Origin of the sequence: Hydrogenophaga sp. (assembly GCF_026125825.1) — a bacterium.
In the GTDB taxonomy this organism is placed as follows: Bacteria; Pseudomonadota; Gammaproteobacteria; order Burkholderiales; family Burkholderiaceae_C; genus Hydrogenophaga.
Window position 1 is genome coordinate 1 of the sequence record NZ_JAHCKK010000079.1, and the last position, 20,019, is coordinate 20,019.

The 20,019-nt window shown below is 67.4% G+C and carries 15 protein-coding genes; 3 read left to right on the plus strand and 12 right to left on the minus strand.

Annotation, left to right across the window (positions count from 1 at the left end; translation table 11 throughout):
• Positions 1–13: 13 nt before the first annotated feature.
• From KIT86_RS19460 to dapC, 10 genes are all read right to left on the minus strand, one after another.
• Positions 14–1,168: a histidine kinase dimerization/phospho-acceptor domain-containing protein gene (locus KIT86_RS19460; protein WP_297401411.1), complete on the minus strand. Its 1,155-nt coding sequence runs from the start codon at positions 1,166–1,168 to the stop codon at positions 14–16.
• Positions 1,169–1,171: 3 nt separating this feature from the next.
• Positions 1,172–1,576 carry a GGDEF domain-containing protein gene (locus tag KIT86_RS19465; RefSeq protein ID WP_297401413.1) on the minus strand — a complete coding sequence of 135 codons (405 nt, stop codon included), beginning with the start codon at positions 1,574–1,576 and terminating at the stop codon, positions 1,172–1,174.
• Positions 1,471–2,232 carry a cellulose biosynthesis cyclic di-GMP-binding regulatory protein BcsB gene (locus KIT86_RS19470; protein ID WP_297401415.1) on the minus strand — a complete coding sequence of 254 codons (762 nt, stop codon included), beginning with the start codon at positions 2,230–2,232 and terminating at the stop codon, positions 1,471–1,473. Before KIT86_RS19470 ends, KIT86_RS19465 begins: the two co-directional genes overlap by 106 nt.
• Positions 2,233–2,624: 392 nt before the next feature.
• Positions 2,625–2,873: a GlsB/YeaQ/YmgE family stress response membrane protein gene (locus KIT86_RS19475; RefSeq protein WP_297401417.1), complete on the minus strand. Its 249-nt coding sequence runs from the start codon at positions 2,871–2,873 to the stop codon at positions 2,625–2,627.
• Positions 2,874–2,981: 108 nt separating this feature from the next.
• Positions 2,982–4,988 (minus strand): ABC-F family ATP-binding cassette domain-containing protein, encoded by a 2,007-nt coding sequence (locus tag KIT86_RS19480; RefSeq protein ID WP_297401419.1) that lies wholly within the window; start codon positions 4,986–4,988, stop codon positions 2,982–2,984.
• The gene (gene prmB, locus KIT86_RS19485) at positions 4,985–5,923 is read right to left on the minus strand and encodes a 50S ribosomal protein L3 N(5)-glutamine methyltransferase (RefSeq protein ID WP_297401421.1); all 939 of its coding nucleotides are present in this window, start codon (positions 5,921–5,923) and stop codon (positions 4,985–4,987) included. Before prmB ends, KIT86_RS19480 begins: the two co-directional genes overlap by 4 nt.
• Complete coding sequence (dapE, locus tag KIT86_RS19490) at positions 5,898–7,070, minus strand: succinyl-diaminopimelate desuccinylase (RefSeq protein WP_297401423.1); 1,173 nt, start codon at positions 7,068–7,070, stop codon at positions 5,898–5,900. The genes prmB and dapE overlap by 26 nt, the downstream gene beginning before the upstream one ends.
• Positions 7,071–7,074: 4 nt before the next feature.
• Positions 7,075–8,235, minus strand: coding sequence for a PilT/PilU family type 4a pilus ATPase (locus KIT86_RS19495; protein ID WP_297401425.1), 1,161 nt, complete (start codon positions 8,233–8,235; stop codon positions 7,075–7,077).
• Between the two features lie 146 nt (positions 8,236–8,381).
• A complete protein-coding gene (dapD, locus tag KIT86_RS19500; RefSeq protein ID WP_297401427.1) occupies positions 8,382–9,206 on the minus strand; it encodes a 2,3,4,5-tetrahydropyridine-2,6-dicarboxylate N-succinyltransferase in 825 nt (274 codons plus the stop codon).
• Between the two features lie 53 nt (positions 9,207–9,259).
• Positions 9,260–10,483 carry a succinyldiaminopimelate transaminase gene (gene dapC, locus KIT86_RS19505; protein ID WP_297401429.1) on the minus strand — a complete coding sequence of 408 codons (1,224 nt, stop codon included), beginning with the start codon at positions 10,481–10,483 and terminating at the stop codon, positions 9,260–9,262.
• A gap of 150 nt (positions 10,484–10,633) precedes the next feature.
• On the opposite strand from dapC, the gene smc reads away from it, so the two are divergent.
• Genes smc through ligA form a run of 3 tightly spaced genes read left to right on the plus strand, consistent with a single transcriptional unit; the run spans position 10,634 to position 17,378 of the window.
• On the plus strand, positions 10,634–14,152 hold the full coding sequence (gene smc, locus KIT86_RS19510) for a chromosome segregation protein SMC (protein WP_297401431.1): 3,519 nt from the start codon (positions 10,634–10,636) through the stop codon (positions 14,150–14,152).
• 13 nt (positions 14,153–14,165) lie between these two features.
• Complete coding sequence (locus KIT86_RS19515) at positions 14,166–15,302, plus strand: cell division protein ZipA C-terminal FtsZ-binding domain-containing protein (RefSeq protein WP_297401433.1); 1,137 nt, start codon at positions 14,166–14,168, stop codon at positions 15,300–15,302.
• Between the two features lie 12 nt (positions 15,303–15,314).
• Positions 15,315–17,378 carry an NAD-dependent DNA ligase LigA gene (gene ligA / locus KIT86_RS19520; RefSeq protein ID WP_297401435.1) on the plus strand — a complete coding sequence of 688 codons (2,064 nt, stop codon included), beginning with the start codon at positions 15,315–15,317 and terminating at the stop codon, positions 17,376–17,378.
• A 40-nt stretch (positions 17,379–17,418) separates the two neighbouring features.
• Here the strand turns inward: ligA and KIT86_RS19525 are convergent, their stop codons facing one another.
• Both KIT86_RS19525 and KIT86_RS19530 read right to left on the minus strand, forming a co-directional pair.
• The gene (locus tag KIT86_RS19525; RefSeq protein ID WP_297401437.1) at positions 17,419–18,921 is read right to left on the minus strand and encodes a POTRA domain-containing protein; all 1,503 of its coding nucleotides are present in this window, start codon (positions 18,919–18,921) and stop codon (positions 17,419–17,421) included.
• Between the two features lie 219 nt (positions 18,922–19,140).
• A partial coding sequence (locus KIT86_RS19530) for a collagen-like triple helix repeat-containing protein (RefSeq protein WP_297401439.1) occupies positions 19,141–20,019 on the minus strand: 879 nt, incomplete at its 5' end.

Genomic DNA, 20,019 nt, shown 5'->3' on the forward strand with positions numbered 1-20,019 from the left:
TCCTACCAAAGATCTAGGGACTTAGCCGCAAGGCTAAGTCCCTTTTTCTTTGCACCTCAGAATCGGGCACCGAGAGTCCGAAGCGCAAGAGCGCTGCGGTTTCCCCGTCGGGCGTCACGGCGATGTGGAGGTCTCCGCGAAGGCTTCGCATGGCGCGTTGACAGAACAGCAGGCCCATGGCGGCACTGCCCGAGGCCTGCGCGCGGCTGGCCGTCAGTGCCTGCAGCACGTCGACGGAGGGGTGCTTGCCGTTGTGCGAGATGGAAATGCCGGGCTCGCCTTGTTGCTCGCCCACGGTGATTCGCAAGTGGGGCCTTGCCGTGCCTTGCAAGGCGTTCAAAGCCGTTCGCATCAGCGTGAAGAACACCATAGGCAACAACGCCGCCTTTGCAGGGAGCGGAAAATCGCGCTCGATGTCGACCGACACCCAGCCGCTTTCGCCACCCGTGAAGGGATGGCTTGCCAGCAACGCGCGTATCCGTTCGGCGGCCGAACCCAGGGCGACCTCTCGATGGGTGCATGTGTTCTTCGCCGTTTCCGCTGCCCACGACATCAAGGACTGGCAATGCCGTGCGCTTCGTTCGCTCGCCTCCAGCGCCTGTTTCACGGCGCTGGTGGGGGCGGGTGCGTCGGCAAAGGCGCCCAGGCGATGGTTGAGCGCATGGGCATAGCCCTGGATCAGAGACAAAGGCGTGTTGATTTCGTGGGCCAGGAAGGCGAGTGCCTCGGGCAAGGTCGCGCCGCCGTTCTCCCCTCGTAACAGTTCCCGTCGCCGTCTGGCATACAGGCCCATCGCATCGCGGATGTGGAGGCCTGTCGAATGGGGATCCAGCGGCTTTTCCAGCACTCGGAACACCGGCGCTTCATTGATCGCGGCGTAGTCGGCTTGCGGATCGCACCGGTCGGTGATCAGCATGCGGACCAGCTGACCATGGCGCGCCTGATCTTCATGCGAAAGCGCGGATGCCATGCGCCGCAGCATGTGTTGGTTGGCGGCAATCACCGCCAGCTCGATGCCCGGTGTGCGCAGGTAGTCCATGGCCTCGTCTTCGTCGCACTCGACACGAACAGTCCATTGCTGCGCCTGCACAGCGGTGATGACGTTAGCAGGCAGTGGCGCCCGATCCACCCACAGGATTGGCGGATGCTGGCAGCGTGGGGTGTTCATGGCTCAGTCCTCCGAGGGGAGCACGTCAAATCCCGTGTCGAAGCGCAAAGGAACCTGAGGGTGCTGGTGGATGAACTCATGCACGGAGCCCTTGCGGGAGTTCTTGGCGTGATACATCGCGCGGTCCGCCAACTCGAGCAGGGCCTTGCTGGAGCGGCCGTGCAATGGGGCGTATGCGATGCCGATGGAGGTGCTGATGACCAGCTGATGGCGCTCGTCGGGTTGCCACGGTGCGCCCATCAACTCGCTGATGCGGGTGGCGATGCGCCTGGCGTGGTCGCACTCGGTGATCTGCACGAGGATCACGAATTCGTCGCCGCCGATGCGCGCGACAAGCGGCTCGGTGCTTGCCGGGTGGTTGCTCCCATCTGGCGTGTGTCGCACGGCGACCCCGAGGCGGCGTGCCACTTCGCACAGGCAAAGGTCGCCGATGTGATGGCCCAGGGTGTCATTGATGTGTTTGAGGTCAGGCGGTCCCGCCGCACAGGAAAGGACGCGCCCCGTTCTCCGGCGAGTGAGCCCAGCCACGAGGCCATGATGGACGCGGTGCTCAGTCGTTCCTGGCTCGGTTGCAGCCCCAGCACCATGGGCACTTCGACTCGGCCAGCGCTCCGTCGATCGAACCACGGCGCCGGAAACAAGGCCAGCTCGTCCTCCAGGGCGAGTGGCCGGATGGTGAGCTCGAAGCCCGTCGCATCCACATCCACATCGGCCCACAGGCTGCTGTGCAACGGGTCTTCGCACGCCAGCGTGTAGTGCCCCACCAGGCGCAGGCTGAGCCAGTTGTCGTCCACAAACAGGCGCGGGTCGAGTTCGATGCGCCGCTCGATGCGCTCGCCCGCGTGGTCCGCCCGCAGGGGAATCACCGACAACAGCTTGTCATTGAGGCGGACCTGAAGGTGGGACAGGTTGGGCAGAAGGGCCGGCGAGGGGGTGACGGCCAGATTCAGGTGCGCGCGCACCACCATCTCGTCCAGCCGCACGCCAAGGTGAATGCGTTGCTCGCCGTGTGCCCCCTTCAGCGCCAGCTGGTTGCCTGCGAGCTGCCGCAGAGGCAAATTCACGGAGCGAACGGCGTCCGTGTTCTGAGATGGTGACGAAGCAGGCAGGGCCCAGACAGGGCCGGGCAGGACGGCCCTGATGCAGAAGAGCACGAGAGCCAGGCAGCGCAAGCTGCGGGCGAAAGTGGAGACGGGGAAGAAGCGAAAAAACGAAGGGGATGCAGGAAGAAGGAGGAGGGGCACTGGACGCTGGGGCATGGGCGAATGGCTGCGAACCATATCGCAGGCCATGCACACAGCACCTGCTGGAGAATGAAGCGTTCCTGTTCGGGATTCAGGTGCTGTTTTTCAAGGCCCAAGTGCGATATTGAGCCGTCCGGCCGGAATATCCGAACCCCATGCCCAGCACAGGCATGCCCTGGCTTTCCCCGCCTGCCGCGGCAGGCGGAAGAGGCTTACTTCTTCTTGAAGAAGCCGTAAACCACGAGCAGGAGGATCGCGCCGATGACGGAGGCCATGAAGCCCACCGGCTCGCCTTGCCGATAGAAGCCCAGGGCGGCGCCCAGGTAGCCGGCCACGAAGGCGCCAGCCACCCCGAGGATGGCGGTCATGATCCAGCCCATGCCGTCGTCGCCGGGCTTGAGCGCGCGGGCGATGAAGCCGGCAATGAGGCCGATGAAAAGCGTGCCGAGAATGGACAACATGTTGAAGGACCTTCCTGATGGGTGCGAGAACAGCCGGTGCTTCCGACGGGCGCTGACAGGATACCCCAATGACTCGCGCTCGGGGGCTGCGCGGCTGTCCCGCCGAGCTCAGGCGCCGGTTGCGGCCTCGATGGCTTCGTGCAGTTCAAGCCAGCGAGCCTCAAGGGCGTCGTTCTCTTCGTGCACAGCCTTGAGGCGGCGGCCGGATTCGGCCATGTCGGCCGGGCTCGCTGGCTGGCTCATGGCTGATTCCAGGCGCGTCTTCTCTTGCGCGAGCAGCGCCATGCGTTTCTCGGTCTGTTCCAGCTCCTTTTTCAAGGGCTTGGTCTTTTCGGCCAATTGCTGGCGGCGCTGGGCGTCCTGGCGCTTCTGTTCTGGCGTCCGGTTGGCTTCAGGTGCCCTGGGTGCTGCCGGGGGGGCGGCAGCAGGCGCAGGCGAGGGGCTGCGGCTCTGTCCACGCTGCTCCTGGCGCTGGGCCTCGCGCGACTGCTTGGCCACGTCGAGCAGGTAGCGCTGGTAGTCGTCGAGATCGCCGTCGAAGGGCTCGATGCCGCCGCGTGAGACCAGCCAGAACTCGTCGCATACGGCGCGCAGCAGGGCGCGGTCGTGGCTGACCAGCATGACGGTGCCCTCGAACTCGTTGAGTGCGACCGACAGGGCCTCGCGGGTGGCCAGGTCCAGGTGGTTGGTGGGTTCGTCGAGCAGCAGCAGATTGGGGCGCTGCCAGACGATCATGCACAGCACCAGGCGGGCCTTCTCGCCGCCGCTCATGCTGCCCACGCTTTGCTTGACCTGGTCGCCGGTGAAGTTGAAGTTGCCCAGGAAGCTGCGCAGGTCTTGCTCGCGCGTGGGCTGGCCGCTGAGGCGACCTTGCGCGGTGCAGTCGCGCACCAGGCGGATCATGTGTTCCAGCGGGGTGTCCGCCGGCCGCAGCACGTCGAGCTCCTGCTGGGCGAAGTAGCCGATGTTGAGGCCCTTGCCCTCGGTGATCTGGCCGGCCAGTGCCTGGAGATCGCGCGCGATGGTCTTGACCACAGTGGACTTGCCCTGGCCGTTGGCGCCCAGGATGCCGATGCGCTGGCCTGCCAACACCGAGCGGCTGATGCCTCGCACGATGGCCACCGGCTCACCGCCTGCCTCGCGCGGCGGATAGCCAAAGGTGACGCCCTCCATCGCCAGCATGGGGTTGGGCAGGTTCTGAGGCTCGCTGAATTCAAAGTTGAAATCGGCCTCGGCCAGCACCGGCCCAATCTTCTCCATGCGCTCCAGAGCCTTGACGCGGCTTTGTGCCTGTTTGGCTTTGCTGGCCTTGGCCTTGAAGCGGTCGATGAACTTCTGCAGGTGCGCCATCTTTTCCTGCTGGCGTGCGTACGAGGTGGCCTGCAGTGCCATTTGCTCGGCCCGCATGTCCTCGAAGCGGCTGTAGTTGCCGCCGTAGCGGTTGAGCAGCGCGCGCTCGATGTGCACCGTGACGTTGGTGATGGCGTCGAGGAATTCGCGGTCGTGGCTGATCACGAGCAGGGTGCCGTCGTAGCGTTTGAGCCAGGCCTCAAGCCAGACCAGGGCGTCGAGGTCCAGGTGGTTGGTGGGTTCATCAAGCAGCAGCAGCTCGCTGGGGCACATCAGTGCGCGCGCAAGCTGCAGGCGCATGCGCCAGCCGCCGGAGAAGCTGTCGACCGGGCGCTCCAGCTCGTCGATGCGAAAACCCAGGCCGAGGATGAGGGCCTGTGCACGGGCCGGTGCATCGTGGGCGCCAGCGTCGTGCAACGCCATGTATGCGTGGGCCATGCGCTCGCCGTCACCACTGTCTTCGGCGGCGGTCACTTCTTCCTGTGCCTTCAGCAGCGTGGAGTCGCCTTCGATGACGAACTGCGTGGCCGACATGTCGGTCTCGGGCATGTCCTGCGCGACCTGCGCCATGCGCCAGTGCTGAGGCACGGAGAAGTCACCCTTGTCTTCATGCAAGGTGCCGTCGAGCAGGCGAAACAGGCTGGACTTGCCAGCCCCGTTGCGGCCCACCAGGCCGACTTTCTCTCCCGGGTTGATGGTGCAGGAGGCGCCATCGAGCAAGACCTTCGCCCCGCGGCGAAGGACAACATTCTTCAGAGTGATCATGGAGCGGGCGCCTGCGAGATGGGCAGCGCCAAAAGGGATTCAAGGGTGAGCAGCAGGACCTGGTCGTCGCCTGCGCTCGTTTCGAGCCAGATGGCTTCGAGTTGGGGAAAGGCCGCTTCGAAATGCTCGCGCTCGTTGCCGATTTCGAGCACCAGCACGCCACCGGGCTTGAGGCAGCGGCCTGCGTCGCGCAGCAAGGCGCGCACGAAGTCCATGCCGTCGCGGCTGCCGGCCGTGTTGCCATCGAGTGCCAGGCCGGGTTCGGCCCGGTATTCGGGTGGCAGCGCGGCCATGCTCTGCGCGCTGACGTAGGGGGGGTTGCACAGAATCAGGTCCCAGGGCCCACGGCAGGCCGCGAGCCCGTCGGACTCGACCAGCAGGATGCGGTGCTGCAGTCCATGGCGATCGACGTTGATGCGGGCGACCGCCAGGGCTTCGGGCGAGATGTCTGCGCCAGTGACGCGGACCTCGGGATAGGCCATCGCGGCCAGCACGGCGAGGCTGCCGTTGCCAGTGCAGAGGTCGAGCACGTCGCGGGACCGGTCGTCCAGCCAGGGGTCGATGGAACCCTCGGCCAGCAGTTCGGCGATGAAGCTGCGCGGCACGATGGCCCGTCGGTCCACGTAGAACGGCACACCTTGCAACCAGGCTTCGCCTGTGAGGTAGGCCGCGGGCTCGCGGGTGTCGACGCGCCGTTGGATCAGGGCCAGTGCCGCGGCCTGTTCTTCGGTCGTCACGCGGCGCCCGCCCAGGGCTTCGAGGTCGCTGTCCAGCGGCAGGCCCAGCTGCCAGAGGACCAGCCAGGCGGCCTCGTCCTGGGCGTTGGTGGTGCCATGGCCATACGCCAGCTGCGCGGCCTCCAGGCGCTGACGGGCTTGGGTCAGGAGTTCGTTCAGGTTCACGGTGGGCTCAAGCAGGCGCGCGGGCCTGGGCATCGAGATGCTCCAGCGTGCGGCGGTAGATGTTCTTGAGCGGTTCGATGTCGGCCAGGGCCACGTGCTCGTCGATCTTGTGGATGGTGGCGTTGGGCGGGCCCAGCTCGATCACCTGCGGGCAGACCTGCGCGATGAAGCGGCCATCGCTGGTGCCACCCGTGGTGGACAGCGTGGTGGCCACGCCGACCTCGTCGCGGATGGCCGCGCGCACCGCATCCACCAGCGTGCCTGGCGGAGTGAGGAACGGCCGCCCGCCCAGCGTCCAGTCGAGGTCGTAGTCGGCCCCGGGCTGCAGGCCGTGGCGCCTCAGCAGCTCAGCGAGGCGCTGCTGCAACCCTTCGGGCGTGGACTCGGTCGAGAAGCGGAAATTGAAATCCACCACCACCGTGCCCGGGATCACGTTGCTCGCGCCGGTACCGCCATGGATGTTGCTGATCTGCCAGCTTGTAGGCGGGAAGAACTCGTTGCCCTCATCCCATACGGTGGCCGCAAGTTCGGCCAGCACCGGGGCTGCCAGATGGATCGGGTTTTTCGCAAGATGGGGGTAGGCAATGTGGCCCTGGACGCCCTTGATGGTGAGCTTGCCGCTCATGGTTCCGCGCCGTCCGTTCTTGATCATGTCGCCGGTGCGCTCGACCGAGGTCGGTTCCCCCACGATGCACCAGTCCAGCCGTTCGCCGCGGCGTTTCAGGGTGTCGCAGACGACCACGGTGCCGTCGAGTGCCGGGCCTTCCTCATCGCTGGTGAGCAAGAAGGCCACGTCGATGGCGGGCACGGGGTTGGCTGCCACGAACTCCTCGCAAGCCACCACCATGGCTGCCAGCGAGGTCTTCATATCGGCCGCGCCGCGGCCGAACAGCTTGCCATCGCGGTGGCCGGGCACGAAAGGATCGCTGGCCCAGGCCGCCAGCGGGCCGGTGGGCACCACGTCGGTGTGCCCGGCGAACACCAGGGTCGGCCGCTGGCCCTGGCCCCGCCGGGCCCAGAGGTTGGTCACGCGAAAATCGGCAGGACCGCTCTCGATGGTTTCGCAAACGAACCCCAGATGCGCAAGCCGCGCACCGATCATCGCCTGGCAGCCCTCGTCGCGGGGTGTGACGGAGGGGCAGGCGATCAGGGCTTCGGCCAGGCGCAGGGTATCGGTCATCGGATCAGAATTTGACGTCGAGCGTGAACTCGGTGAAGGTGGCGCTGTCGCCCCCGTCTTCCTCGCTGGCCTGCGCCGCTTCGCTGGCCCGGGTGGCATTGAAGTCGTTCTGCAGGCGCCAGAGCAGGTTGTTGGGCGAATCGGCGTGGGCCAGGCCCTCGTTGCGGGCCACCAGACCATCGTTGATCAGGCGGGCCAGATCCTGCTCGAAGCTTTGTGAGCCTTCGGCCAGCGACTTTTCCATGGCTTCGCGCACACCCGAAAAGTCGGCTTTCTGGATCAGATCGGCGATGAGCGAGGTGTTGAGCATCACCTCCATCGCCGGCACGCGCCCGCCGGTGTGCGTGCGCAGCAGGCGCTGCGAGACGACGGCGCGCAGCGCGGCGGCCAGGTCGCCCAGCATCGTCGGGCGAACCTCGACCGGATAAAAACTCAGGATGCGGTTGAGCGCCTGGTAGCTGTTGCTGGCGTGCAGCGTGGCCAGGCACAGGTGGCCCGACTGCGCGTAGGAGATGGCGGCCGACATGGTCTCGCGGTCGCGGATCTCGCCGATCAGGATCACGTCCGGCGCCTGGCGCAAGGCATTCTTCAGGGCCACCTGGAGCGAGGCGGTGTCGGGCCCGATCTCGCGCTGGTTCACGACCGACTTCTTGTTGCGGTAAACGTACTCGATGGGATCTTCGATGGTGAGGATGTGCCCGGTGGCGCGCTCATTGCGGTGGTCGATCATGGCGGCGAGCGTGGTGCTCTTGCCCGCGCCGGTGGCGCCGACCATGAGCATCAGCCCGCGTTTTTCCATGATGAGATCGGCCAGCACCGGCGCGACGTTGAGCGAGTCCAGCGGGGGGATCTCGCTCGACACGAACCGGATCACCACCGCCACCTGGCCGCGCTGGCGGAATGCGCTGACGCGGAAGTTGCCCAGGTTCTCCAGCGGCACGGCCATGTTGAGTTCGCCGGTCTCCTGAAGCTCTTCCATGCGGGTGGCTGGCACGATTTCGGCCAACAGGTTGCGCGGTGCTTCCGGCGGCAGCACCTGGCTGTTGACGGGGATGGTCTGGCCGTTGATCTTGATCATGGCCGGCGCGTGCGCCGTCAGGTACACATCCGAGGCCTTCTTGTCGGCCATCAGGCGCAGGATGCGCTCCATCGTTCCGCTGCTCATACCGAACCTTTCATGCCATCAAACAAGAGAGAGACACGTCAACGAAAGGCCGCCGGCCCAGCAGCACCGCCGAACCGGCTTGGCCGGGCGGCAGGTGCTGCCCCTCAAGGGGCGGGGCGCGCAGAGCGCGGCGGGGGTGGTCATGATCAATCGCGCAGGAGGTCGTTCAGGCTGGTCTTGGCGCGGGTCTGCGCGTCCACCCGCTTGACGATGATGGCCGCATACAGGCTGTACTTGCCACCGTCCTTGGGCAGGTTGCCGCTGATCACGACCGAGCCAGCCGGCACGCGCCCATAGCTCACCTCGCCAGTGGCGCGGTCGTAGATCGGCGTGCTCTGGCCGATGTACACGCCCATGGAGATGACCGAGTTCTCCTCGATCACCACGCCTTCCACGACCTCCGAGCGGGCGCCGATGAAACAATTGTCTTCAATGATGGTGGGGCCGGCCTGGAGCGGCTCGAGCACGCCGCCAATGCCCACGCCGCCCGAGAGGTGCACGTTCTTGCCGATCTGCGCGCAGGAACCGACCGTGGCCCAGGTGTCGACCATGGTGTTCTCGTCCACGTAGGCGCCGATGTTCACGTAGCTGGGCATGAGGATGGCGCCCTTGGCGATGTAGCTGCCGCGGCGTGCCACGGCCGGCGGCACCACGCGCACGCCGGTGGCTTTCATCTCGGCTTCGCTCAGGTGCGCAAACTTGGTCTTGACCTTGTCGAAGAAGCCCAGGTCGCCCGCGCGCATGACTTCGTTGTCCTTCAGACGGAAGGAGAGCAGCACGGCTTTCTTGATCCACTGGTGCACCGTCCACTGGCCCACGCCTTCGCGCGTGGCCACGCGCAGCTTGCCGTTGTTGAGCTCGGAGATCACATGCTCCACCGCTTCCACCACTTCCTTGGGAGCGGAGGCAGGAGAAAGTTCGGCGCGGTTGTCCCAGGCGTTGTCGATCAGGGTTTGCAGTTGTTGGGTCATGGGTCTCAGAGAAGCAAAGGTGAAGAAAGAGAGAGAAAGCGGGAAGCTTCGCGTCAGGCCTGGCGCGACAGGAAAGACTGGATGCGCCCGGCGGCTTCCAGGCATTCGGCGGGCTCGGCCACCAGGGCCATGCGCACGCGGCCGGTGCCCGGGTTCACGCCGCCAACGTCGCGGGCCAGGTAACTGCCGGGCAGCACCGTCACATTGTATTGAGCCAGCAGCTCGCGGGCGAAGGCTTCGTCTGCGCTGAGCCCGGCCGCAGGGTCGGCAAAGGACGCGGGCACCGCCGCCCACAGGTAGAACGAGGCATCCGGCAGGGCCACATCGAGCACCTCGGCCAGCATCGGCGTGACCTGGGTGAACTTCTCGCGGTACTGGCGCCGGTTGTCCACCACGTGGTCTTCATCGCCCCAGGCCGCCACGCTGGCCGCCTGCACCACCGGGCTCATCGCACCTCCGTGGTAGGTGCGGTAGAGCAGGAAGGGCTTGATCAGCGCGGCATCGCCCGCCACGAAGCCGCTGCGCAGCCCAGGCACATTGCTGCGCTTGGACAGGCTGGTGAACATCATCAGGCGGCGGAAGTCACTGCGGCCCAGGCGTTGCGCGGCTTCCAGGCCGCCCAGCGGGGCGTCGTCGCGGAAATAGATCTCGCTGTAACACTCGTCGGACGCGATCACGAAGCCATGGCGGTCGCTCAACTCGAACAGGCGCTGCCACTCGTCCAGGGGCATCACGGCGCCGGCGGGGTTGCCGGGCGAGCAGACGAACAGCAACTGCGTGCGGGCCCACACCTCGTCGGGCACGCTGTCCCAGTCGGCCGCGAAGTTGCGCGCGGGATCGCACGCCACGTAGTGCGGCTCGGCCCCGCCCAGCAGGGCCGCACCTTCGTAGATCTGATAGAACGGATTGGGCATGACCACGGTGGCGCCCGGGCGCGTCGGGTCGATCACGGTCTGCGCAAAGGCGAACAGCGCCTCACGCGAGCCGTTCACGGGCAGCAGCTGTGTGGCCGCGTCGAGTGCCACGCCGTAGCGCCGCTGCACCCAGGCGGCGCATGCTTCGCGCAGCGCCGGGGTGCCAGAAGTGGCCGGGTAGCTGCTCAATCCGGTGTCGAGCGAGGAGGCCAGGGCCTGTTTCAGGAATTCGGGCGCGGCGTGCTTGGGCTCGCCAATGCCCAGGCTGATGGGGCGCAGGGCGGAGTTGGGCGTGATGTCGGCGAAGAGCTTGCGCAGCCGCTCGAAAGGGTAGGGCTGCAGGCGCGAGAGCAAGGGGTTCATGGCCGACGATTATCGGGCTTGGCGCAAAGGGGGTGCCGCGCCATACCCCGGGGCGCATGCACGGTATCATCAGCCACCCCTGCATCGCGTCCGCGATGAGGGAATTGCCTTTGAAATCAAATACTTGGCTATGCCAGGGGGCCTCCCAGCGTGCGTCTCAACTCGATCAAGCTCTCCGGCTTCAAGTCCTTCGCCGAACCCACCAACTTCATGCTGCCGGGCCAACTGGTGGGGGTGGTCGGGCCCAATGGCTGCGGCAAGTCCAACATCATGGACGCGGTGCGCTGGGTGTTGGGCGAGTCCAAGGCCTCCGAGCTGCGCGGCGAGTCCATGCAGGACGTGATTTTCAACGGCACGACTTCGCGCAAGCCCGCCAGCCGTTCCAGCGTCGAGCTGGTGTTCGACAACAGCGACCACCGCGCGGGTGGCCAGTGGGGCCAATTCGGCGAGATCGCAGTCAAGCGCGTGCTCACGCGCGACGGCACCAGCAGCTACTACATCAACAACCAGCCGGTGCGCCGCCGCGATGTGCAGGACGTGTTCCTGGGCACCGGCCTGGGCCCGCGCGCCTACGCCATCATCGGCCAGGGCACCATCAGCCGCATCATCGAGAGCAAGCCCGAGGAACTGCGCCTGTTCCTGGAAGAAGCCGCCGGCGTGTCCAAGTACAAGGAGCGCCGCCGCGAGACCGCCCACCGGCTGGCCGACACGCGCGAGAACCTCACGCGGGTGGAAGACATCCTGCGCGAGCTCAATGCCAATCTCGACAAACTGGAGAAACAGGCCGAGGTGGCCGCGCGCTACAACCACCTGCAGGCCAGCGCCACCCTCAAGCAGCACCAACTCTGGTTTCTCAAGCGCAGCGAGGCCGAGTCCGACCAGGTCAAGGTGAAGACCGACGCCGCCCAGGCCGTCAACGACCTCGAGTCGCGCACCGCCGACCTGCGGCGCATCGAATCCGAACTTGAAACCATCCGACAGGCCCACTATGCGGCCGGCGACCAGGTGAACCAGGCCCAGGGCAAGCTGTACGAGGCCAGCGCCGAAGTCGGCAAGCTCGAAGCCGAAATCCGCTTCGTGGTCGAGGGCCGTCAGCGCGTGGAACAGCGTCTGGTGCAGCTGAAAGAACAGATGGGTTCCTGGGCCACGCGCAGCCAGGACGCGGCCGTGGAGCTGGAGCAGCTGGCCGAGTCCATGGTTCAGGCCGAGGACCAGTCCATCGTGCTGGCCGCGCAGGGCGAAGAGCAGTCGGGCGCCTTGCCCGCGCTGGAAGACAGCCTGCGCCAGGCGCAGACCCGGGCCAACGAGCAGCGCGCCAGCGTCACGCAGGTGCAGCAGCAGATCCAGGTGCTGGCTGCCGAGCAGCGCAACGTGGAGGAACAGAGCCGCACGCTCAACCAGCGCCGCGAGCGCCTGGTGGCAGACCGCAATGCGCTGGCCGCACCGGACGAAGCGCGCTTGCTCAACGCCCAGACCCAGCTGGCCAGCGCGCAGGAGGCCGCCGAACTCAACGACGCTGTGCTGCACGAGCTGCAGGACAGCGTGCCCCAGCTCGACGAGGCGCGCCGCGCCGCCCAGCAGGCGGTGAACCAGGAATCCGCGAAGCAGGCCGATCTCTCGGCCCGCATGGAAGCACTCAGGGCCTTGCAGGACAAGGTCAAGACCGACGGCAAACTCAAGCCCTGGCTCGCCAAGCACGGCCTGGACAGCCTGCAAGGGCTCTGGAGCCGCATCCACATCGAGACGGGCTGGGAAAACGCCCTGGAGGCCGCGCTGCGCGAACGCCTCGGGGCACTGGAAGTCTCGCGCCTGGACATGGTGCGCGCCTTCGGCAATGACGCACCACCGGCCAAGCTGGCCTTCTACAGCCCGCCGCCCGGCGCGGCTGCCACCAGCAGCGCCACCGGCCTCAAGCCCCTGGTGCAATGGTTGCGCCTGAACGATGCCGGCCAGCAGGCGCTGTTGGCCGAGTGGCTGCATGGCTGCCTGACCGCCTCCAGTCTGGAGGAGGCACTTGCCCAGCGCGCGCAGTTGCAGGCCGGCGAAGTGATCTTCGTGGCCAGCGGCCACGCCGTCACCGCGCACAGCGTGAGCTTCTACGCGCCCGACAGCGAGCAGGCCGGCCTGCTGGCGCGCGCCCAGGAAATCGAAAACATCGACAAGCAGCTCAAGGCCCAGGTGCTGATCGCCGAGCAGGCGCGTGCAGCCCTGATCCGCGCCGAAGCGGCCTACACCGACGCATCGCAGCGCCTGGTGAGCGCACGCCGCGAAGCCGCCGAGTCGCGCAGCCGCGCGCACGAGCTGCAGGTCGAAGCCCTGCGCTTGACCCAGCTGGCCGAGCAGACCCGTGCGCGCAGCGAACAGATCGGCGCCGACCTGGCCGAGGTGGATGCGCAGCTCGAGGAGCTGCAGGAGCGCCGCGTGACGGCCGAGGCCCGCTTTGAAGAGCTGGACATGCAACTGGCTGACAGCCAGGAGCGCCACGCTCAGTTCGATGACAAGGTGATCGAGGCCGAGCGCGCGTTGAACCAGGCGCGAGAGCAGCAGCGCTCGCTGGAGCGCACGGCCCAGGAGGCGGTGTTCGCCCTGCGCAGCCTGCAGGCACGCCAGAGTGAATTGCAGCGCGCGATGGAAACCGCGGCCAGCCAGGAAAAATCCCTCGCGGACGAGCAGCAGCGCGCCAGCGATGAACTTGCCCGACTCAACGACGCGGCGGCCCAGGCCGGCCTGCAAAACGCGCTGGCCATGAAGCTGGAGCGAGAACAGGCCCTGGGTGCGCTGCGCAGCCAGTACGACGAACTCACCGCCAAGCTGCGCGCCAGCGACGAGCGCCGCCTGCAGCTGGAGCGCGAGCTTGAACCCCTGCGCAGCCGCATCACCGATTTCCAGCTCAAGGAACAGGCCGCCCGCCTGGGCGTGGAGCAATACAGCCAGCTGCTCGAAGAAGCCCAGGCCGATCTGGCCGCCGTGGCGCAGAGCATCACCGAAGGCAACGTCCGCCTCAGCGGACTGCAAAGCGAGATCGACCGCCTGCACCGCGAAATTCAGTCGCTCGGCGCGGTCAACCTCGCTGCGCTCGACGAACTGACCGCAGCGCGCGAGCGCAAGACCTTCCTCGATGCCCAGTCGGCCGATCTCGTCGAGGCCATGAACACGCTCGAAGACGCGATCAAGAAGATCGACAACGAAACCCGCGAGTTGCTGGGCAGCACCTTCGAGACCGTCAACGGCCATTTCGGCCGCATGTTCCCCGAGCTGTTTGGCGGCGGCAACGCCAGGCTGGTGATGACCGGCGAGGAAATCCTCGATGCCGGCGTGCAGGTGATGGCGCAGCCCCCCGGCAAGAAGAACCAGACCATCCATCTGCTCTCGGGTGGAGAGAAAGCGCTTACCGCCATCGCCCTGGTGTTTGCCATCTTCCAGCTCAACCCGGCGCCGTTCTGTCTGCTGGACGAAGTGGACGCCCCGCTGGACGACGCGAACACCGAACGCTATGCGAAACTGGTGACTGCGATGTCCAAGGAAACCCAGTTCCTCTTCATCAGCCACAACAAGATCGCCATGGAAATGGCCGAGCAGTTGATCGGCGTGACCATGCAGGAGCAGGGCGTCTCCCGCATCGTAGCGGTGGACATGGAATCGGCCGCCGGCATGCTCGAACCCACCTGATCACACTCCAACCATGAGCACATTGCAAATCGGTCTGGCCATCATGGGCGGTCTCGTTCTGGCGGGCCTGGTGGCTTACAACGCCTGGGTCACCAGCCGCAGCGCACCGCGCACGGCGCGCGAACGCAGCGAAGCGCCGCGCGACGAAGCAGCGGGCGACGAAACCTTGCCCTACACGCCGGCGGACCTCTCCGAGCACGAGATCCAGCGCATCGACCCGGTGCTGGGCGACATGCCGGGTGCGCCCGCGCCGCCCGATCCGGCGGCGATCGCGCAAGCGGCGGCGGCGGTGAGCATCAACCCGCTCATGACCCAGCCGCCCGAGAAACGACCGGGCCTGGACGCGCTGATCGACGTCATCGCGCCCCTCTTGCTGGAACACGAGGTTTCTGGCGACGCCTTGCTGGCCGCCTTGCCGGGCACGCGGCGCGTGGGCAGCAAACCGTTTGCCGTGGAGGGCCTGAGCGAGACCACCGGCGAGTGGGAAAGCCCGCGTCTGGGCCAACGCTATCGTGCGCTCCAGGCGGGCGTGCAGCTGGCCAACCGGTCCGGTCCGCTCAATGACATCGAGTTCTCCGAGTTCGTGGTGAAGGCCCAGGCCTTCGCCGACGCGGTGGGTGCCTCGCCCGACTTCCCCGACATGCGCGCCGAGGTGGCCCGGGCCCGTGAGCTGGATGCCTTCGCCAGTGGGCACGATGCCCAGCTGGGCTTCACGCTGCGCGCGCGCCGCACCGCCTGGAGCCCGGGCTATGTCGCGCAGCACGCCTCCAAGCTCGGCTTCGTCGCGGGTGCGTTGCCGGGGCGCATGGTGCTTTCGGGCAGCCAGAGCGGCCAGGCGCCCATCCTCAGCCTGATGTTCGATCCGCAGGCAGCCATGGCAGAAGACCCCGAGCAAACCGCTCTGCGGGAGATTGCGCTGTCGCTGGAGGTCACGCACGTGCCGCGCAGCGAACAACCCTTCGTGCGCATGCGCCAGGCCGCCACCGCGCTGGCCGAAGCCATGGAGGGTGTCGTCACCGACGACGGCGGCCAGCCGCTGTCCACCGACACCATGGACCGCATTGGCGCCGACCTGGAAAGCCTGTACGACGCGCTCGACAGCCGCGACCTCTCCGCCGGCTCCCCGCAAGCCCGCCGACTTTTTTCCTGAATGACCGCTGACATGTTTGCCGAGCCGCCGTCGCCGGCCGCGCGCGCCGCCGAATTGCGCGCGCAACTGCACCACCACGCCCACCGCTACTACGCGCTCGACGAGCCGGAAATCCCCGACGCCGAATACGACAGGCTGTTTCGCGAGCTCCAGGCCCTTGAAGCCGCGAATCCCGAGTTGCTCACGCCCGACTCGCCGACGCAGCGCGTCGGCGGGGCGATTCTCAAGGAACTGGTGCCCGTGCGGCACGTGGTGCCGATGCTCAGCATCCGGACCGAGACCGATACCGAGGCCACAGGCGCGGTCGCTTTCGACGCGCGCGTGCGGCGCGAGCTCAAGCTGAGCGAAACCGATCCGCCCGTCGACTACCTGGCCGAGCTCAAGTTCGACGGCCTGGCCATGAGCCTGCGCTACGAGCAGGGCGTGCTGGTACAGGCCGCCACCCGCGGCGATGGCGAGACGGGTGAGGACGTCACCCACAACGTGCGCACCATCGGGCAGATTCCGCTGCGCTTGCCCGAGGGCGTGCCGCCGGTGCTCGAGGTGCGTGGCGAGGTGTACATGCGGCGCGACCAGTTCGAGCAGCTCAACGAGCGGCAGCGCGCAAAGATCGCCAGCGGCGCCAAGGGTGAAAAGACCTTCGTCAATCCGCGCAACGCCGCCGCCGGGGCGGTGCGGCAACTTGATTCGAAGATCACGCGCGAGCGGCCCTTGAGCTTCTTCGCCTACTCCTGGGGCGACGTGCAAGGGGATGCCGAGCCGCCGCCGACCCAGTTCGACTGGCTCATGCGCCTGAAGGCATGGGGTTTCCCGGTGGCCGAGCAGACCACGCGCTGCCGCGGTGCCGATGAGCTCGTGGCCTTCCACCGCCGCATCGGGGAGCTGCGCGACACGCTGCCCTTCGACATCGATGGCGTGGTCTACAAGGTCAACTCCCTGGCGCAGCAGAAACAGATGGGATTTGTCACGCGCGAACCGCGCTGGGCGGTGGCGCACAAGTACCCTGCGCAGGAGCAGCTGACCACCGTCCAGGCCATCGACGTGCAGGTCGGTCGCACCGGCAAGCTCACGCCCGTGGCCAAGCTGGCGCCCGTGTTCGTGGGGGGTGTCACGGTGACGAATGCCACCCTGCACAACGAGATGGAGGCGCGCCGCAAGGACGTGCGCGTGGGCGACACGGTGATCGTGCGCCGCGCGGGCGATGTGATTCCGGAGGTGGTGTCCGTGCTGTTGGACAAGCGCGCCGGCGACCCGCCGCCATTCACCATGCCGACCCAGTGCCCCGTTTGCGGCAGCGACGCGGTGCGGGAGGAGGGCGAAGCCGATCACCGCTGCACCGGAGGCCTGTTCTGTGCCGCGCAGCGCAAGGAGGCCATCCTGCACTTCGCGCACCGCCGGGCCGTCGAGATCGAGGGGCTGGGCGACAAGCTGGTGGAGCAGCTGGTCGACAGTGGCCTGATCAAAACGCTGCCCGATCTCTACAAGCTGGGTTTCACCGCCCTGGCCGGGCTGGACCGCATGGCCGAAAAGTCGGCCAACAACATCGTGGCCGCGCTGGAGAAATCCAAGCAGACCACGCTGCCGCGCTTCCTGTTCGGTCTGGGCATCCGCCACGTGGGCGAAGCCACGGCCAAGGAGCTGGCGCGCCACTTCGGCCAGCTCGACCGCATCATGGACGCCAGCGTGGAAGCCCTCTCGGAGGTCAACGACGTGGGCCCGGTGGTGGCGCAGAGCATCCACACCTTCTTTGAACAGCCGCACAACCGCGAAGTGGTGGAGCAGTTGCGCGCCTGCGGCCTGACCTGGCAAGAGGGCGAGCCCGCCGCGCGCGCGCCGCAACCCCTGGCCGGCAAGACCTTCGTGCTCACCGGCACCTTTCCCACGCTCAGCCGCGACCAGGCCAAGGATCTGCTCGAGGCCGCTGGCGCCAAGGTGGCCGGCTCGGTGAGCAAGAAGACCGACTACGTGGTGGCAGGTGCCGAGGCTGGCAGCAAACTGGACAAGGCGCAGACCCTGGGTGTGGCGGTGATCGACGAAGCGGCCATGCTCGCGCTGCTGAACGCGCCGGTGAGCTGACCCGAAGCGGGAACGCTGCGGGGCCGGTGGTGGCGAAACCTCAGGAGCCGTCGAGCCGGTAGCTCAGTGTGAGGTTGGCGCGCCAGTGGCGCTGCGTGTTCTCCAGCGGCAGATCGCCCGTGGGCTTGGAGGCCGCCAGATCCAGGTTGTAGTGTTTGTGGTTGGTGAGGCGCAATCCCAGGCTCACCGAACGCAGGCGGGCAGGCATCGGCGTGGCGAGGCGGGCATGCACGCGCGCGGTCTCCAGCAGCACATAGGGTTGCCACTGCCGCAGCCAGATGCCATCGACCGCGAAGACGCGGTGGAGCTTCAGGCCCAGGCCCCAGCCCGAATCGCCCACCGCCTCGCCAGGCCCATAGCCGCGCGCGAAACGGTGGCCGCCAAAGGACAGCTTCTCGCTGCCGGGCAGGTTGTGCGGGCTGTACTGCATGGCAAAGGACACCGCCGTGCCGAAGCGGTTGGCGAAGCGGTGCTGGTGGCTGGCCTCGGCCTGCCAGCGCACGAAGTCCAGCTTCACCGCGCTGGGGCCAGAGAGCCCGGGCACGTTGCTGGTGATGCCAGCTTCGGCGCCCAGGCCCGAGAGGCCGCGGGTCAGTCGCAGATTGAGCTGCAGGCTGTCGTTGGGCTTTTGCGCGCTGTAGCTCAACTGGCCGAACACGGCCCGCACCTGGGTTTCGTCGGCCCACTGCGCGCCGTTGCCGGGATGGACGAGGCTGTCGCGCGTGTTCACGCCGTAAAGCCCTGTGCTCGCCACCCAGCTGGCTTCCTTCGAGAGCTTGAGCGGCAGGCTGGCGGTGAGCTCGGCCCGTTCGACGTCGGTCTCTCGCTGCAGCGGGTTGCTCAACCCGAGTTGCTCGTCGGGATCGCCCTGGTAGCGCGAGAGCGAGCCCCTGAGCGACCACCCCTGGCTCCCAAGCGCCTGTTCGTAGTGCAGGGCGTTGTACCGGTCTCTGTCCGCTCTGGACAACAGGGTGGAGACACCGAACTGGCTGCCAGCCACGATGGGATCGTTCAGCACGCCGGTGACCACCGCGCGCGGATTCGGCTTGCGCGTCTCCAGGCCCACGGCGATCTCGTAAGCCTTCTGGTTCGCGTGGATCACCAGGGTGCTGGCTCCGTCGGTGCTCGTGGGCAGCTGCACCTGGGCCTGGACGCCGATGCCCGGCAGACGGCCGAGCAGGGCGGTGAAATGCTCGAAAGTGGCTGTGCGCAATGGCTTCTCCAGCCGGATGTGCTCGGCGATCTCGCGCAGCCTGGCCTCGGCCTTGCCGGCATTGCCCTCGATGCGCACCGTTTGCACATGGCCTTCGACGGCCACCACGCGCACCACGCCGTGCCGAAAGTCCTGCATCGGCACGAAAAAGAATGAAAGCGCGTAGCCGCGCTGCTGGTACAGCGCGGTCGCTTGCTGGGCGCGTGCCACGATGTCGCCCACCGTCACCGGCTGCCCGACCAAGGGCGCAAACAGCATGGCGATCGCGTCGAAGGGAATCGATTGCACGCCTTCGATGTCGAATTTGCGGGGCGTGAGGCGCGCCTTCAACAGCTCGGCCAGCGGCGGGCGGGCTGCTGCACATCCACTTCGACGTGCCCCTCTGCGCCCGGCTGGAGAGGCAAGTCGGGACGCGGCAGGTTGTCCAGCGGGCTGCCGACCGGGGCGAGGGCTTGCGCCCCCGCGCCGGCGGCCATCCACCAGACAGCGCCAGCCAGCAGCAACGGCCGGGTGAAATGCCTCGGCCTGTGTGCTTCCCCCCGCCTGGTTTCAGCGTTGCGGAGCGCCGATCAGGCCACCGGTGAGCCCACCCAGGGTGTTGGTCAGGGTGGTGGTCAGCGGGGTGGCGGCACCGCCCCCGCTGGAACCTCCGCCCGCGGTGGCGGTGAGGCCACCGGTCAACGCACCCACGGTGCCGACCACCGGTGCGAGCACGTTGCCCGTTCCACCACCGCCGCTGGTCAGGCCCTGGACAGCGCCGGTGACGGGCGCGAGCACGCCCCCACCGGCAGCTCCGGCCGTGCCGCCCAAGGCGCCACCGACGTGAGCGACGAGGCCGCCGGACGAATTGACGATCCCGCCCAGGCCCTGGGCCACAGGTTGGCTGCCATCGCCCTGCATGCCAGTGCCCAGTTGTTGCACCGCGCCGCCGGTGGTGACCAGCCAATGGCCGACAGGCGTGCCGACGCCAGTGGCGTCGTTTGCGCGGGCGGCGACTTGGGTCGCGCCTGCGGTGATCGGCACGATGGCCGTGCTGAGTGCGCGCCCGACCTGTTCCACCGAGCCCTTGGGGTCGCCCTGGGCCGGACCGTTCACCAGATCCCCTGCGTGGCTGAGCGTGCGCGAGGTGTTGCCCACGACGTCACCCACCTCCCGTGCGGTGGGCAGGTTGCTGCCCGAGAGCCGCTCGCCCGCCGCGCCCAGTGCCTGGGCAACGGGGTCGACGGCGCGGTCCGCCACAGGGCCCAGGCCGGTGGCGGTGCCCACGGTCTGCGTGGCGCCCGCGCCGGTGCTCACCGCTGTCTCAGCCACCTTGCTGGCGCCGCCGAGCAGCGGGTTGATCGGGCCGGTGCTGAGCTGCCTTTCCATGCCCTGTCCCGCGCGGCTGACCAGCCGCCCCGTCTGGTCCACGGCCTGGCCGGCGATGTC

What these genes read in the sequence shown, in the direction of transcription:
- prmB (WP_297401421.1), bottom strand. Translation starts at nt 5,923, where the DNA reads ATGCCCAGGCCCGCGCGCCTGCTTGAGCCCACCGTGAACCTGAACGAA.
- ligA (WP_297401435.1), top strand. Translation starts at nt 15,315, where the DNA reads ATGTTTGCCGAGCCGCCGTCGCCGGCCGCGCGCGCCGCCGAATTGCGC.
- KIT86_RS19495 (WP_297401425.1), bottom strand. Translation starts at nt 8,235, where the DNA reads ATGAGCAGCGGAACGATGGAGCGCATCCTGCGCCTGATGGCCGACAAG.
- dapD (WP_297401427.1), bottom strand. Translation starts at nt 9,206, where the DNA reads ATGACCCAACAACTGCAAACCCTGATCGACAACGCCTGGGACAACCGC.
- KIT86_RS19460 (WP_297401411.1), bottom strand. Translation starts at nt 1,168, where the DNA reads ATGAACACCCCACGCTGCCAGCATCCGCCAATCCTGTGGGTGGATCGG.
- dapE (WP_297401423.1), bottom strand. Translation starts at nt 7,070, where the DNA reads ATGACCGATACCCTGCGCCTGGCCGAAGCCCTGATCGCCTGCCCCTCC.
- KIT86_RS19515 (WP_297401433.1), top strand. Translation starts at nt 14,166, where the DNA reads ATGAGCACATTGCAAATCGGTCTGGCCATCATGGGCGGTCTCGTTCTG.
- dapC (WP_297401429.1), bottom strand. Translation starts at nt 10,483, where the DNA reads ATGAACCCCTTGCTCTCGCGCCTGCAGCCCTACCCTTTCGAGCGGCTG.
- KIT86_RS19475 (WP_297401417.1), bottom strand. Translation starts at nt 2,873, where the DNA reads ATGTTGTCCATTCTCGGCACGCTTTTCATCGGCCTCATTGCCGGCTTC.
- KIT86_RS19480 (WP_297401419.1), bottom strand. Translation starts at nt 4,988, where the DNA reads ATGATCACTCTGAAGAATGTTGTCCTTCGCCGCGGGGCGAAGGTCTTG.